The following is a 15,446-nucleotide window of genomic DNA, read 5'->3' on the forward strand; positions in this document are numbered from 1 at the left end:
AGATAAGGTCCCCTTTTGCCTTTTTAAGGAGGAAAAATGATGATTACGTTAACAGGACATACATTGACAGTTGAAGAAATGAAGAGGTTATTACTGGAAGGAGAAGGTGTAACAGCTTGTCCAACTAGTATGCAAAAGGTAGCGGAGTGCCGCGAAGTAGTTGAGAAAATTGTAGAGGACGGAAAAGTCGTTTACGGAATTACAACTGGATTTGGAAAGTTTAGTGATGTGCTTATCCAAAAAGATGATGTAAAGGCACTTCAGCATAATTTAATTCAGTCACATGCATGCGGGATTGGTGATCCATTCCCTGAAGAAGTATCGCGCGGAATGTTAATTTTACGAGCAAACACGATGCTTAAAGGAGTATCAGGCGTAAGGCCGCTTGTTGTAAATATGCTTCTTGAGTTTGTAAATCGTAAAATTCATCCAGTCGTTCCGCAACAAGGTTCACTTGGTGCAAGTGGAGATTTAGCGCCTTTATCTCATCTCGCGCTCGTATTATTAGGCGAAGGTGAAGTGTTCTATAAAGGGAAACGCGTTCATGCAATGGTTGCTCTTACAGAAGAAGGGCTTGAGCCAATTGAACTTGAAGCGAAAGAAGGTCTTGCATTAATTAATGGTACGCAGGCGATGACAGCGCAAGGAGTTCTTTCTTATATAGAAGCAGAAGCAACGGCGTATCAAGCTGAACTAATTGCTTCGATGACAATTGAAGGGTTACAAGGCATTATTGATGCATTTGATGAAAATGTTCATAAAGCACGTGGTTATAAAGAGCAAGTGGATGTAGCAAGCAGAATTCGTGACATTCTTCATGATAGTAAGTTAACAACAAAACAAGGAGAACTACGTGTACAGGATGCCTATTCACTTCGTTGTATCCCGCAAGTACACGGTGCTTCTTGGCAAGTTTTGAATTATGTGAAAGAAAAATTAGAAATTGAAATGAATGCCGCAACAGATAATCCGCTAATCTTTGATGGCGGGGAAAAAGTAATTTCAGGTGGTAACTTCCACGGTCAACCGATTGCGTTTGCGATGGACTTCTTAAAAGTAGGAATGGCGGAACTTGCAAATATTTCGGAGCGCCGTATTGAGCGTTTAGTAAATCCGCAATTAAATGATTTACCACCATTTTTAAGTCCAGAACCAGGACTGCAGTCAGGTGCAATGATTATGCAGTATGCTGCAGCGTCACTTGTTTCTGAAAATAAAACGTTAGCACATCCGGCGAGTGTAGATTCAATTCCGTCTTCTGCTAACCAAGAAGATCATGTAAGTATGGGAACAATTGCTTCACGCCATGCTCATCAGATCATTCAAAATGCAAGACGTGTTCTTTCAATTGAGATGATTTGTGCAATGCAAGCAGCAGAATATCGTGGTATTGAAAACATGAGTACAGTGACGAAGAGCTTCTACCATCAAGGCCGTCAACAAGTACCTTCTATTACAAATGACCGCATATTCTCAACTGATATTGAAAATATTGCGCATTGGTTAAAAACGAATTATTCGATAAAAGAAAGATTAGATGTAAACGCAGCACTATAAAATGAGAAAAGGGAGAGATTGAAATGGAAAAAGTACAACAAACAATTCGCGCGCCAAGAGGTACTGAGTTACAAACGAAAGGGTGGGTTCAAGAGGCTGCACTTCGAATGTTAATGAACAATTTAGATCCTGAAGTTGCTGAAAAACCAGAAGAATTAGTTGTATATGGTGGAATTGGCCGTGCAGCTCGTAACTGGGAAAGCTACAATGCAATCGTAGATTCATTAAAAACGTTAGAAAGCGATGAAACGTTACTTGTTCAATCAGGAAAACCAGTTGCCATTTTTAAATCACATGAAGATGCGCCTCGCGTACTGTTAGCGAACTCAAACTTAGTACCAAAATGGGCGAACTGGGATCACTTCCGTGAACTAGAGAAAAAAGGTCTTATGATGTACGGACAAATGACAGCAGGTAGCTGGATTTACATTGGAACACAAGGAATTTTACAAGGAACATATGAAACATTTGGCGAAGCAGCTCGTCAACATTTCGATGGTTCATTAAAAGGTACATTAACACTTACTGCTGGTTTAGGTGGTATGGGTGGTGCACAACCTCTTGCTGTAACGATGAATGGCGGTGTTGTAATTGCGATTGATGTAGATAAGCGTAGTATCGATCGTCGTATTGAAAAGAGATATTGTGATAAGTATACAGAATCATTAGAAGAAGCATTGGCTATTGCAAACGAGTATAAAGAGAAGAAAGAGCCTATTTCAATTGGATTATTAGGTAATGCAGCAGAAATTTTACCTGAGTTAGTAAATCGTAATATTATCCCTGACTTAGTTACGGATCAAACTTCAGCTCATGATCCATTAAACGGTTATATTCCAGTAGGTTATACGTTAGAAGAAGCAGCGAAACTTCGTGAAGAAGATCCAGAACGTTACGTACAATTATCAAAAGAAAGTATGACAAAACATGTAGAAGCAATGCTTGCAATGCAAGAAAAAGGCGCAATTACATTTGATTATGGAAATAACATTCGCCAAGTTGCTTTCGATGAAGGTTTGAAAAATGCTTTCGATTTCCCAGGATTCGTTCCAGCATTTATCCGTCCATTATTCTGTGAAGGAAAAGGACCGTTCCGCTGGGTAGCACTTTCTGGTGATCCAGAAGATATTTATAAAACAGACGAAGTAATTTTACGCGAGTTCGCTGATAATGAGCATTTATGTAACTGGATTCGTATGGCTCGTCAACAAGTTGAATTCCAAGGTCTTCCATCACGTATTTGTTGGTTAGGTTACGGTGAGCGCGCGAAATTTGGTCGCATTATTAATGAAATGGTGGCAAATGGTGAATTATCAGCACCAATCGTAATCGGTCGTGACCATTTAGATTGCGGATCAGTAGCATCTCCAAACCGTGAAACAGAAGCGATGAAAGATGGTAGTGATGCAGTAGCAGACTGGCCAATTTTAAATGCATTAATTAACAGTGTAAACGGTGCAAGCTGGGTATCTGTTCACCACGGTGGCGGCGTTGGTATGGGTTATTCACTTCACGCTGGAATGGTTATCGTTGCAGATGGAACAGAAGCAGCAGCAAAACGTATTGAGCGCGTATTAACTTCTGACCCTGGTATGGGTGTTGTTCGTCACGTGGATGCTGGATATGACTTAGCTGTGGAAACTGCGAAAGAAAAAGGCGTTAACATTCCAATGATGAAATAAGGAGGAGAAAACATGCTGGACACTTTACTAATAAATATTGGTCAATTACTAACAATGGATCAAGAAGATGGCTTGTTAAGACGGGAAGCGATGAACACGCTTCCTGTTATCGAAAACGGTGCGGTTGGAATTGAAAACGATGTAATTACTTTCGTTGGAACAGCGGAAGAAGCGAAAGGATTACAAGCGAAAGAAGTTATTGATTGCGGCGGGAAAATGGTTTCTCCTGGTCTTGTTGACCCGCATACTCATCTTGTATTTGGTGGATCTCGTGAAAATGAAATTGCACTAAAATTACAAGGAGTTCCGTACTTAGAAATTTTAGAACAAGGCGGAGGCATTCTTTCGACTGTAAATGCAACGAAACAAGCATCGAAAGAAGAACTTGTTCAAAAAGCGAAATTCCATTTAGACCGTATGTTATCTTTCGGAGTTACAACTGTAGAAGCGAAGAGTGGTTACGGATTAGATGATGAGACGGAATGGAAACAATTAGAGGCAACTGCACAATTACAAAAAGAGCATCCGATCGATTTAGTTTCCACATTTTTAGGTGCTCATGCAGTTCCGAAAGAATATAAAGGTAGATCGAAAGAATTTTTACAATGGATGTTAGACCTACTACCAGAAATGAAAGAGAAGCAATTAGCGGAATTCGTTGATATTTTCTGTGAAACAGGTGTGTTCTCTGTCGAAGAGTCAAAAGAGTTTTTATTAAAAGCGAAAGAGCTTGGCTTTGATGTGAAAATTCATGCAGATGAAATCGACCCTCTTGGTGGTGCGGAAGCAGCGGCAGAAATCGGTGCAGCATCAGCAGACCATTTAGTTGGCGCTTCTGATAAAGGAATTGAAATGCTTGCAAACTCTAATACAGTAGCCACTTTATTACCAGGAACAACTTTCTATTTAAATAAAGAAAGTTTTGCTCGCGGTCGTAAAATGATTGATGAAGGTGTTGCAGTTGCGTTAGCTACAGACTTTAACCCAGGTAGCTGTCCAACTGAAAATATTCAGCTTATTATGAGCATTGCGATGCTAAAACTGAAAATGACACCAGAAGAAGTTTGGAATGCTGTAACGGTTAACTCATCATATGCCATTAACCGTGGTGATGTAGCTGGGAAAATTAGAGTTGGTCGTAAGGCAGATTTAGTTTTATGGGATGCTTACAATTATGCTTACGTACCGTATCATTACGGCGTAAGTCATGTGAATACAGTATGGAAGAATGGTAATATTGCATATACAAGAGGTGAACAATCGTGGAGCACGGCCACTATTTAAAGAAAAATGCAAAGTTTATTGATCGTGAAGTGACAAAATGGAGTGAGATGATTAAAGATTGGGAGGAAGGCGTAGAAATATTCGGTGCTGCTTTAATTGGAGCCCCCCTTTCTAAACCATCTATTAGTCATTCAGGAGCAAGTTTTGCTCCAAAAACAATTCGTGCGATGTTAGATGCATACAGCACATATGCAATTACAGAAGAACACGATATGAAAGAAAGTGTCTTATATGATTGCGGCGATATTACGATGCATGTGACGGATATAAAAGAAAGTCATAACCGAATTGCGAAAACAGTTGGTCATGTAACGAAAGTAAATCCGAACATGATACCAATCGTTCTTGGTGGTGACCACTCGATTAGTTTTCCGAGTATAACAGGCTTTGCAAACAGTAAAGGAAAGGTCGGGATTATTCAATTTGATGCTCATCATGATTTACGTAATTTAGATGATGGAGGCCCGTCAAATGGTACACCATTCCGTAGTTTACTAGAAAATGATGTCATTACAGGGAAACAACTTGTTCAAATTGGAATTCGTAATTTTTCTAACGCACGTACGTACCATGAATATGCAATAGAGCATGGCGTAACAGTGTATACAATGAAAGACGTACGAGAGCGAGAAATAAAAGATATTATCACGGAAAGTATTGAAGTGTTAAGAAAACAAGGTGTGACTTCTATTTATATTTCTCTTGATATGGATGTACTAGACCAAGCGTTTGCACCAGGTTGTCCAGCAATTGGGCCAGGTGGAATGGATAGTACGACTTTACTAGATGCGATTGAATTCCTTGGTAAAGAACCGCTCGTTCAAGGGATGGATATAGTAGAGATTGATCCAACTCTTGATTTCAGGGATATGACGAGTAGAGTAGCAGCGCAAGTGATTATGAGTTTTCTTTTAGCGAGGGAAATAGTTAGTAAGCAGGTTAGTATATAGACGGAAAAGTAGATCTTTATCTATGCCTTATCAAAAACACATTACTACTCAAATGTAGTAATGTGTTTTTATGTTAAAAGAGAATGAATGTGGGTGCAACCGTTAATAAAATTGCGGGTTTTTATAGTGTGTTATGTAAATTTAATTTCTTGCTTTTGAAGTATTGACGCGTAAAATAATTTTATGATAAAATAAAAATTTTGCTAAAAAACTAAAAGTGTGTTAAGCTTGAGAAGGTTACCATATATGGAGGTGGATTATTTGTTTCAAATTGGCGATAACATTGTTTATCCAATGCAGGGAGCAGGTATAATTAAAGCCATAGAAGAGAAGGAAGTCTCAGGAGAAAAACAACAGTATTATGTTATAAAAATGTCGGCTAGTAATATGGAACTAATGATTCCAGCAGGGAGAATATTGAATTCGAATATACGACCAGTGACGGATATAACCGCATTAGCACACATAATGGATATTTTTCAACATGGGGAATCAGATAGATTACTTACGTGGAAACAAAGGTATAAATTGAACACTGATAAAATAAAGACGGGTAAAATGCAAGAAGGTGCTGAAGTTGTGCGCGATTTAATGCGTATACAGAAAGAAAAAGCACTTAATGCAAGCGAAAAGAAGATGTTAGATAACGCATATGAATTTTTGATTAGTGAACTGGGATTAATTGAAGGTATCACAGAAAATCAGATAAAAAGCTTTTGTTAAGGTTCATTACAAATAATGTATTATATCCCAAAAAAGATCTTGAATTTTTTGGGAACATAATTATAGAAAATTTATCATTTCAAAGACATTCAACTCTTTCAAACCACTTTTAGAGCATTACCTCTATTGTTATTACTACAATCAAATCCATTTTTATTTTTTAATTTCATTTATGAATGTTCGAAGTTTAATTGAATACTTCGATAAAATAGTTACTTGATTTTTGCAATCCTGATTCACACTGGCACGGACGAGGAGCCGTAAGGATGAAAGAGAGGTAGGGCTTTCATTGTTTTAGGTATATAAGTTATTATTTTTAGAAGAATACTGAACCATATTCACTTCTATTGATAAGGTATTTTTTATATTAAAGAGATAAACGAATTGACAGCCATATATGGTCAACAAAAAAGGTTTCCTTCTAAGGAAACCTTTTTAATATTATTTATAGTATTTTGTTTTTTTGATATTCGAATTTTTTATTGTAAAGTCGTAAAAATTGACGTTACTATCTAAAAGTAAGTATGATGCGATTATAGTAAGATTTTTTAGGGGGAAGAAAAATGACAAGTTCAAGTAATAAAGCAGCGAGTATTTATGAAGGAACAAATGTAAACGCTGGTGGATCTTTTGAAAACGTTGAAGAAACAAAGTTGTTTGATCCAATTCAAATTGGAGCTTGGTCTCTTCGTAATCGTATAGCGATGGCACCGATGACAAGATGCTTTGCAGATAATGAAACTGGAGTAGTTGGTGCTGATGTAGTGGAGTACTACAGAAAACGTGCTGCGGATGGAATTGGACTAATTATTACAGAAGGAATTGTCATTAGTCCGAGAGCAAAAGGGAACCCGGGAGTACCAGGTATTTATACACAAGAACAAATCGATTCTTGGAAACCTGTTACAGAGGCAGTACATAAAGAAGGCGGGACGATTATTGCTCAAATATGGCATGTTGGGCGTATGAGTCATCATGAAATAATTGGTGGTCAAATGCCACAAGCACCATCTGCTATCGCTGCAGAGGGAAATGTTCCACGCTTTCGTAAACCGTTTGATACGCCAGAAGCAATGACGTTAGAAGAAATACAAGAAGTAATCGGTCAATACGCACAAGCTGCGAAAAATGCGATTGAAGCTGGATTTGATGGAGTAGAAATTCACGGTGCACACGGATATTTAATCGATCAATTTACGTATGAGTTTGCGAATAAGCGAACAGATAAATATGGCGGTAATTTAAAACAAAGGTTAACGTTTATGAAAGAAGTAACGGCGGCTGTAATAGAAGCTGTTGGAGCTAATAAAACACTTCTTCGCTTCTCTGCTTTCAAAGGCGATAATCCTACTTATATGTGGGAAAACCCTGAGCTTGCAATTGAAACGTTCGTAAATATGTTCAAAGAAGTTGGATTAACGATGATCCATCCCTCAACGATGAATTATACGCAAGAGATTGCTGACGGAAAGAATTTTCATCAACTAGTAAGAAAATATTGGGATGGTACGATTGTTGGGGTTGGTAATTTAAATCCGAAAGAGGCCGAAGAAGCGTTGCAAGAAGGAACAATTGATGTAGTGGCATTCGGCAGACCGTTAATTGCTAATCCAGACTTTGTTCATCGAATTAAACATGCTGAAAGTTTAGTTGAATATGACGCGAAAGAGCATCTTGCTACGTTAGTATGAATAAAGATAAAAGGAGAGCACACCGAGTGTTCTCCTTTTATTATGGGATTTCATAGGGGGAAGCGGGATGAGTGAAACGCTACTCGTTATTATTAGTATATTACTATTTTTAATGTTGCTTTTAATCATCTTTTTTATCATTACATTTTTTATAAAAAAACGAACACATCATTCTATTTTAAAGTTACATCCGTACTTAGGAAGAATGCGCTACTTACTGGAAAAGATAGGGCCTGAATTTCGACAATATTGGTTTGATCATGATACGGATGGAAAGCCTTTCTCACGTTATGATTTTCAAAGTGTTATGTTTTTAGCGAAATATCGCTCTGAAATACTTGGTTTTGGATCAAAACGAGATTTTGAAGCTTCTGGCTATTATATTGCTAATACATTATTTCCGATATTAACTGAGGAATTAAGTGTGAATCTTTCGCAAGAGCGGGAAGGTAAAAAGTACATGATTCATAAAGAAGGGTTATTTTCAAGAAGAGAAAAATTGACAGCGGATACAACGAATCTTTGGCTGTACGAAGAAGATGATGCAATTATAGTCGGTGAAAACCGTAAATATCCGTGGAAACTACATGGCATGTTTGGAGCATCTGCGACTTCTTACGGCGCGATTGGAGAAAATTATATTTTAGCGAGTGGTTTTGGAGCGAAAATGGCAGGCGGATCGTGGATTAATACTGGTGAAGGTGGCGTTATTCCAGAACATTTACATACAGGAGCGAATATCGTTGCGCAAATTGGTCCAGGGTTATTTGGGTACCGTGATGAGGACGGTAATTTTTCAATGGGAAAATTCATGGAGAAAGCGAAAGAAAGTAATATTAGAGCATTCGAATTGAAATTTGGGCAAGGTGCTAAAATACGTGGTGGTCATCTAGAGGGACAAAAAGTAAATGAGAAAATTGCTTTTGTTCGCAACGTCCGAAAGGGAGAGACGATTAATTCACCGAATCGATTTTCATTTTTAAAGAATGCAGTGGATACACTTTGTTTTATTCAACAGTTGCAAGAAAGCGGCGGTAAACCAGTTGGAATGAAAATTGTAATTGGTCAGCAGGAGCCTTTGGAAGATTTAATAAAAACAATGAAAGAACTAAATATTTACCCAGATTTTATTACAATAGACGGTTCAGAAGGCGGATCAGGGGCAACGTATAAATCGATGGCAGATTGTATGGGACTGCCGCTTATTCCAGCATTACTTACATTTATCGATACAGCAAATTATTATGGTGTCCGTAACAAGTTTAAAGTATTTGCATCGGGTAAATTAATCACACCAGATAAAGTGGCGATTGCTTTAGCGATTGGAGCGGATGCTGTAAGTTCAGCCCGCGGATTTATGATGGCAAGCGGCTGTATTATGGCCCTTCAATGTAATTCTGGCCAATGTCCATCTGGTGTAGCCACGACGAATCCGCATTATCAAAAAGCGTTAGATCCGTATGAGAAGAAGTGGCGAGTCATGAATTATATTATTAGTATGAGATATAGTTTATTTTCATTAGCAGCGGCAGCGGGAGTGAAGAGCCCGCGCCATTTAACTAGAGAGCATATTGTGTTTAAAGACGAGGTGGGGAGAGTAGTTCCTCTTTTGGAATTGTTTCCTATAGTAAATCAAACCTAAAAGTATATTTGATGTGTAAGATTTTTTAGAGGAATAATTATATTTTTGGAAAAATTAGGAGTATAATAGGGGAGTATTTTTGAAAATGACTATTTTTAGGGAGAGATTCACTTGCAGCAAGGTTCGTACAGTATTACAATTTTTTTACTCGTCATAGGGCTCGTTATATTTAGACGCATGCGCTCTATGAATCGACCAATTAATAATAAAGGAAGACGACTACTATTGCCATTATTCTTCTTATTACCAGGTTTTTCTTTATACGCAGCACCGATACAACTTGCTGGTTGGCAAATTGGTATAGCTGCTGGGATCGGACTGTTATTGTCAATTCCACTTATTATTTTAAGTGGGTATGAAGTCAGAGAAGATGGTCAAATTTATGCAAAAAAAAGTATCGCTTTTATTGCTACATTTTTAGTTATCGTTCTTTTACGTGCTTATTTTAGAAGACATTTACAAGGTCTAGATCCAAAGTCAATCGGCATTCTTTTCTACACTCTTGCGGTTTGTTATATAGTACCTTGGCGTATTGGATGCTATATGAAATTTCGTAAAGTATATGTAGAGAAAGCAAAATTTGAGACGTCAATAAGCTAAAAGTCATACATTTGTATGGCTTTTAGTTTTTAAAATTTATCGGGTAAAGGAATGAAAATAAGGTGTGAAAAAACACTCTTTAATTTTCTGAATATTATCACTTTAATTTCTTGAAAAATCATTGTAATTCACTGGGATAAAGGCGTTTATAAAGGTTTTCACATGTAATGAAAAGTGCTCGTTCACTTGAAAGAACAAAAAATGTTTGTTAAGGTAGGGAACCATAAGCGAAAACAAGAAAATAGAAAAAGTCATTTTTCGAAATTTTGAATGGCTTATGGAATAAGGGAGAGATTTGGTGAAGATTGAAATTATGGTTTCGCTTGCTATTTATATGGCAGGTATGTTGTATATCGGATATTGGTCTTATAAGAAGACATCCGATTTATCAGATTATATGTTAGGTGGAAGGGGACTCGGTCCAGCAGTTACAGCTTTATCAGCTGGTGCTTCTGACATGAGTGGTTGGATGCTAATGGGATTACCTGGTGCGATGTATGCAACAGGATTATCAAGTATATGGATTGCGATAGGTTTATTAATAGGTGCTTATGCAAACTATTTAATCATTGCCCCACGTTTACGAACGTATACAGAAGTGGCAAATGATTCAATTACGATTCCAGACTTTTTAGAGAATCGGTTTAAAGATCGTACGAAAATACTTCGTTTTGTCTCCGCTATCGTCATTTTAGTATTTTTCACATTCTATGCGTCGGCTGGTTTAGTTTCAGGTGGACGTTTGTTTGAAAATTCTTTCAACCTAGATTATAAAATTGGTTTATTTGTAACAGTGGGTGTCGTTGTTGCGTATACACTATTCGGTGGCTTTCTAGCCGTAAGCTGGACGGACTTTGTACAAGGTTGTATTATGTTTATTGCGCTTGTACTAGTGCCAATTGTTGCTTTTACGGATGTCGGTGGTGTAACAGAAACATTTAATACGATTAAACAAGTCGATGCATCGCATTTAGATATGTTTAAAGGGACCACAATACTTGGCATTATTTCATTTTTAGCATGGGGACTTGGTTATTTTGGTCAACCGCATATTATTGTCCGTTTTATGGCAATTACCTCTATTAAAGATTTAAAGACTTCTCGTAGAATCGGTATCGGTTGGATGACGATTTCAATTATAGGTGCAATGCTTACTGGTCTAATTGGTATCGCTTATTATGCTAAAAATAATGCGACATTACAAGACCCAGAAATGGTCTTTGTAACATTCTCCAATATTTTATTCCATCCGTACATTACAGGATTTTTATTATCAGCTATTTTGGCTTCGATTATGAGTAGTATTTCCTCACAATTACTTGTTATTTCAAGTGCAGTAACGGAAGACTTCTATAAAACATTTTTCCGTCGTAATGCAAGTGACAAAGAACTTGTATTTATCGGTAGATTGTCAGTATTAGTAGTAGCTATGATCGCAGTTGTTTTAGCGTATCATCCAAGTGATACAATTTTAACACTTGTAGGTTATGCTTGGGCTGGATTTGGTTCAGCGTTCGGACCAGCCATTTTATTAAGTTTATATTGGAAAAGAACGAATAAATGGGGCGTTCTTGCAGGTATGATTGTTGGTGCAGTAGTTGTTATAGCATGGGTAAAAATTCCAAGTTTAAAAGCAATTATGTATGAAATGGTACCTGGATTTTTCTGTAGTTTATTAACTGTTATCGTTGTAAGTTTATTAACGAAAGAACCCGTTAAGGCAGTTCATCGTGAATTTAATGAGATGGAAGCAATATTGGAAGAAGAAACGAAATGATTAGCGAAGAGAGTAAACGAAACTGGCGTTTACTCTCTTTTTATTTAAAATGAAAATAAGGAACTTATTGACAACTAAAAGTAAGTAACTTATAATAAATTTGAGTTCAAGTTAATTTGTACTTTGAATAAAGATTTTAAATGGAGTAAATATTTTTTAAAAACTATCTCGAATTTGAGATGAATTGACAAGCTGGAAGTTAATGTGTATTTTTATAATTGATATCTCGAATTCGAGATAAAATTATAATGACGGATTTTACTTTGTAGCATGGACAAAATGAATAATGAATTTAAATGTAAAAGAATTTTTATAATGAAATAAAAAAGGAGTGGAAGAAATGGAAAAGAAAACAATGGGAATCCATCACATTACAGCGATTGTAGGGCATCCACAAGAAAATGTAGACTTTTATGCTGGTGTATTAGGGTTACGTTTAGTGAAACAAACAGTGAATTTTGATGATCCAGGTACGTACCACCTTTATTTTGGAAATGAAGGAGGAAAACCTGGAACAATTATTACGTTTTTCCCATGGGCAGGTGCTCGTCAAGGTATTATTGGGGATGGTCAAGTAGGAATTACGTCTTACGTTGTACCAAAAGGTGCAATGGAGTTTTGGGAAAATAGATTAGAAAAATTCGATGTTTCGTATACGAAAATGACTCGTTTTGGAGAGGAGTATTTAGAATTTGATGATCCGCATGGTTTGCATATAGAATTAGTTGAAAGAGAAGCAGGCGAATTAAATAATTGGAGTTTTGGAGAAGTTACACCAGAAGTAGCAATTAAAGGGTTTGGAGGTGCTGTTCTTTTATCTGCACAGCCTCAAAAAACAGCTGAATTGTTAGAACATATTATGGGTCTTGAGAAAATTGGAGAAGAGGGTGAATTTGTTCGATTCCGTTCTTCTGCTGATATTGGAAATATTATTGATTTGAAATTATCAACAATCGGTCGTGGCCAAATGGGCGTTGGTACAGTTCATCATATAGCTTGGAGAGCGATTGACGATGCTGATCAGCTAGACTGGAAAGAGCATGTGTCGCGTTTTGGATATCACGTAACTCCTGTACAAGATCGAAATTATTTTAACGCGATTTATTTTAGAGAACATGGTGAAATCTTATTTGAAATTGCAACAGATCCTCCTGGTTTCGCTCATGATGAATCGTTAGAGACGATGGGTGAGGAATTAAAGTTACCGGAACAATATGAACAACATAGAAAACAGATTGAACAAACGCTTTTACCATTTGAAGTGAGAAATTTAGATTAAAGTGATTGAAGGGGGAACAGGATTATGATGAAACATGTTTTTCAAAAAGGAAAAGATACGTCAAAACCAGTGTTGTTATTACTTCATGGCACAGGTGGTAATGAATTAGATTTACTATCACTTGCAGAAATAATTGATCCGGAAGCGTCGGTATTAAGCGTTAGGGGAAATGTGTTAGAAAATGGGATGCCGCGTTTCTTCCGCCGATTAGCAGAGGGCATTTTTGATGAAGAGGATTTAATTTTCCGTACGAAGGAATTAAATGAATTTTTAGATGAAGCGGCTAAAGAATATAAATTCGATAGAAATAACATTGTAGCTATCGGTTATTCGAATGGGGCAAATATCGCAGCAAGCTTATTATTCCATTACGAAAATGCATTAAAAGGTGCTGTGCTTCATCACCCAATGGTACCAAGAAGAGGAATGCAATTAGCAAATTTAGCAGGGAAATCTGTGTTTATTGCTGCTGGGACAAATGACCCAATTTGTTCATCAGCAGAGTCAGAGGAATTGAAGGTACTATTAGAAAATGCAAATGCGAATGTAACAATGCATTGGGAAAATCGAGGGCATCAATTAACGATGGGTGAAGTAGAAAAAGCAAAAGAGTGGTATGACAAAGCATTTTAAAAAAAGAAGCATCTGCTAACGATTAGCAGATGCTTCTTTTTTATTTAAGACTGGATTGCAAGATGAGATGAAGAAAGTGGTAGCTCAATATCAACAATCGTACCTTTATTTAATTCACTTGAAATGTGTAATCTACCATGATGTTCTTCAATTATTTTGTAACACATCATTAATCCTAGTCCTGTGCCTTTTTCTTTTAAACTATAAAAAGGTTCGCCTAGACGGGAGATACGATCTTCAGGAATGCCGCAACCTTCATCGATAATTCGTATTAAGATGAAATTATCCTCTAATGGTTTTGTTTGGATGAAAATATTTCCGCCATTTGGCATTGCTTCTATCGCATTTTTTAATATGTTTATAAACACTTGTTTTAATTGGTTACCGTCACATTGAATATCATATACGTAATCAAAATGATCCATGATGATATGAACGCTATGCATAATTGCAGTCGGTAAAATAAATGTAACTACCTCTTCAATTAAAGTTTGTATGTTACAAGTTTGGATAGATAATACTTGTGGCTTAGACATCGCCATAAATTGACTCGTGATGGATTCCATTTGTGAAATCTCACTTAACATAACATCGATATACCATTTCTGCTCCTCACTTATTTCAGGGAGGAGCAACGTTAGAAAACCTTTTAGAGAAGTGAGTGGATTTCGAATTTCATGGGCAATTCCAGCTGTCAGTTGTCCGACTACTGCGAGCTTCTCTGATTTTCGTAGTAACTTTTCAGTTTCTTTTAGCTCAGTAACATCTCTCCCCATCACGATAAGACCTTTGCGAGAACCATCAGGATGATAAAGCGGAACTTTTGATATACTTAAGATTAGATCGAAATCCTCTCTATGTATAATAAATTCCTCGCCATGAAGAATTTGTCTTTGTTGCCATGCTAGTTCATCGATTTCTTCACAATGTAAAAAAGCTTCTCGGTATGCTTCATTATATTGAATGAGTTCGCTATCTTTTTTCCCGTGGTAAGGTACATGATGGAAATTGAAGCAAGAAAGTGCGTAATCATTTGCCTCAAGCCAGCGCCCTTCATGATCTTTAAATATAACAAACGCAGGCATGGAGTTTACTAATGTACGTAATCTCTTCTCACTTTCTTTTAGCATATTCTCAATTCTTTCTGATTTTTCAAGCGGCTTCATAATAGCATATACGCCAGTAAGACGATTTTGAACAAAAATAGGAACTAGTTTTGTCACAACATCTAATAAGAATCCATTTTTATGATAAATAGATAAGATATACTCTTGTTGATTATCCGCTTCAGTATTCTTTATATTTTGTAATACTTGCTCAGAAATATGGGCTTCTAAAATAGAGGTAATATTTTTCTGTTCTAATTCTAAAGAAGTGTAACCTAATATTCTTTCGGCAGAAGGATTTATATGTAGAATAACTCCTTCTAAATTTAATGAAATAATACTATCAGGATTGTGTTCGAACAGAGATGCGTACATTTCTGTTAATGAACGATCTTGTATATGGTTTCGCAAACGTCTAGAAATGTTCGGATGACGTTTTTTTTGAGTTGGTGAATATTTTTTACGACTCATAATAGTTCCTCCGTACAAATAGCATCTAAAAAGATTTGTCTATTCATAACT

At 36.8% G+C, this 15,446-nt stretch carries 12 protein-coding genes; 11 read left to right on the forward strand and 1 reads right to left on the reverse strand.

From position 1 onward, the window contains the following. The first annotated feature begins 39 nt into the window (after positions 1–39). From hutH to BM089_RS15865, 11 genes are all read left to right on the forward strand, one after another. Positions 40–1,557 carry a histidine ammonia-lyase gene (gene hutH / locus BM089_RS15815; RefSeq protein ID WP_000631871.1) on the forward strand — a complete coding sequence of 506 codons (1,518 nt, stop codon included), beginning with the start codon at positions 40–42 and terminating at the stop codon, positions 1,555–1,557. A gap of 23 nt (positions 1,558–1,580) precedes the next feature. Beyond that, positions 1,581–3,239, forward strand: coding sequence for a urocanate hydratase (gene hutU / locus BM089_RS15820; RefSeq protein ID WP_000416938.1), 1,659 nt, complete (start codon positions 1,581–1,583; stop codon positions 3,237–3,239). Positions 3,240–3,251: 12 nt separating this feature from the next. Next, positions 3,252–4,523: an imidazolonepropionase gene (hutI, locus tag BM089_RS15825; RefSeq protein ID WP_071714694.1), complete on the forward strand. Its 1,272-nt coding sequence runs from the start codon at positions 3,252–3,254 to the stop codon at positions 4,521–4,523. Next, positions 4,502–5,473, forward strand: coding sequence for a formimidoylglutamase (gene hutG, locus BM089_RS15830; protein ID WP_016512447.1), 972 nt, complete (start codon positions 4,502–4,504; stop codon positions 5,471–5,473). The genes hutI and hutG overlap by 22 nt, the downstream gene beginning before the upstream one ends. Before the next feature lie 261 nt (positions 5,474–5,734). Next, positions 5,735–6,196: a CarD family transcriptional regulator gene (locus tag BM089_RS15835; protein ID WP_014482101.1), complete on the forward strand. Its 462-nt coding sequence runs from the start codon at positions 5,735–5,737 to the stop codon at positions 6,194–6,196. Positions 6,197–6,759: 563 nt separating this feature from the next. After that, complete coding sequence (locus BM089_RS15840) at positions 6,760–7,887, forward strand: alkene reductase (RefSeq protein WP_000204598.1); 1,128 nt, start codon at positions 6,760–6,762, stop codon at positions 7,885–7,887. A gap of 67 nt (positions 7,888–7,954) precedes the next feature. Further along, positions 7,955–9,529 (forward strand): FMN-binding glutamate synthase family protein, encoded by a 1,575-nt coding sequence (locus BM089_RS15845; protein ID WP_090977360.1) that lies wholly within the window; start codon positions 7,955–7,957, stop codon positions 9,527–9,529. Positions 9,530–9,640: 111 nt separating this feature from the next. Then, positions 9,641–10,129 carry a cytochrome c biogenesis protein CcdC gene (locus BM089_RS15850; protein ID WP_001183922.1) on the forward strand — a complete coding sequence of 163 codons (489 nt, stop codon included), beginning with the start codon at positions 9,641–9,643 and terminating at the stop codon, positions 10,127–10,129. Between the two features lie 298 nt (positions 10,130–10,427). Then, positions 10,428–11,906, forward strand: a complete 1,479-nt coding sequence (gene putP / locus BM089_RS15855) for a sodium/proline symporter PutP (protein WP_139213270.1) — start codon at positions 10,428–10,430, stop codon at positions 11,904–11,906. 340 nt (positions 11,907–12,246) lie between these two features. Further along, positions 12,247–13,185, forward strand: coding sequence for a ring-cleaving dioxygenase (locus BM089_RS15860; RefSeq protein ID WP_000412726.1), 939 nt, complete (start codon positions 12,247–12,249; stop codon positions 13,183–13,185). Between the two features lie 24 nt (positions 13,186–13,209). After that, positions 13,210–13,818 carry an alpha/beta hydrolase gene (locus BM089_RS15865; RefSeq protein ID WP_090977365.1) on the forward strand — a complete coding sequence of 203 codons (609 nt, stop codon included), beginning with the start codon at positions 13,210–13,212 and terminating at the stop codon, positions 13,816–13,818. A gap of 44 nt (positions 13,819–13,862) precedes the next feature. On the opposite strand, the gene BM089_RS15870 is transcribed toward BM089_RS15865, so the two are convergent. Next, a complete protein-coding gene (locus BM089_RS15870; protein WP_090977367.1) occupies positions 13,863–15,395 on the reverse strand; it encodes a BA3702 family sensor histidine kinase in 1,533 nt (510 codons plus the stop codon). Between the last annotated feature and the right edge of the window lie 51 nt (positions 15,396–15,446).

It is taken from the genome of Bacillus sp. 5mfcol3.1, assembly GCF_900114335.1.
Taxonomy (GTDB): Bacteria; Bacillota; Bacilli; order Bacillales; family Bacillaceae_G; genus Bacillus_A; species Bacillus_A thuringiensis_S.

What these genes read in the sequence shown, in the direction of transcription:
- BM089_RS15845 (WP_090977360.1), top strand. Translation starts at nt 7,955, where the DNA reads ATGAGTGAAACGCTACTCGTTATTATTAGTATATTACTATTTTTAATG.
- BM089_RS15865 (WP_090977365.1), top strand. Translation starts at nt 13,210, where the DNA reads ATGATGAAACATGTTTTTCAAAAAGGAAAAGATACGTCAAAACCAGTG.
- BM089_RS15860 (WP_000412726.1), top strand. Translation starts at nt 12,247, where the DNA reads ATGGAAAAGAAAACAATGGGAATCCATCACATTACAGCGATTGTAGGG.
- BM089_RS15840 (WP_000204598.1), top strand. Translation starts at nt 6,760, where the DNA reads ATGACAAGTTCAAGTAATAAAGCAGCGAGTATTTATGAAGGAACAAAT.
- hutI (WP_071714694.1), top strand. Translation starts at nt 3,252, where the DNA reads ATGCTGGACACTTTACTAATAAATATTGGTCAATTACTAACAATGGAT.
- hutU (WP_000416938.1), top strand. Translation starts at nt 1,581, where the DNA reads ATGGAAAAAGTACAACAAACAATTCGCGCGCCAAGAGGTACTGAGTTA.
- BM089_RS15870 (WP_090977367.1), bottom strand. Translation starts at nt 15,395, where the DNA reads ATGAGTCGTAAAAAATATTCACCAACTCAAAAAAAACGTCATCCGAAC.
- hutH (WP_000631871.1), top strand. Translation starts at nt 40, where the DNA reads ATGATTACGTTAACAGGACATACATTGACAGTTGAAGAAATGAAGAGG.